Origin of the sequence: Psychrobacter sp. W2-37-MNA-CIBAN-0211, assembly GCF_040309405.1 — a bacterium.
In the GTDB taxonomy this organism is placed as follows: Bacteria; Pseudomonadota; Gammaproteobacteria; order Pseudomonadales; family Moraxellaceae; genus Psychrobacter; species Psychrobacter glaciei.
This window is the reverse complement of the sequence record NZ_JBEOOU010000565.1, coordinates 1-237: the sequence shown is the minus strand read 5'-3', so window position 1 is coordinate 237 and position 237 is coordinate 1. Positions and strand designations below refer to the sequence as shown.

Genomic DNA, 237 nt, shown 5'->3' with positions numbered 1-237 from the left:
CAATTGAGGTGTGTGAGTTGCCTGCACCGCTACTATGACGCTGAACTAGCGCGCGGGCATTACCGGGATTGGTCTCAAGATGCAAGATACGGCTAGCATGCGCATAAAGCACTGGGTCAGATTTGACGTGCTCATAATCAGGGAGACGAATGACAGTTTTTTCACGTGGCGGCATTTTTAGCTTATGCTTGCGCGCCGTCATCGGCTTATTGTTTCTTCCTTCAGCAGTATCAAAAC

Annotated in this window: 1 protein-coding gene; it reads right to left on the bottom strand. The window is 49.4% G+C overall.

Annotation, left to right across the window (positions count from 1 at the left end; all coding sequences use genetic code 11):
• Window positions 1–237 (bottom strand): YgiQ N-terminal domain-containing protein (locus AAEY72_RS16285; RefSeq protein WP_352311727.1); only part of this gene is annotated, 237 nt, incomplete at both ends.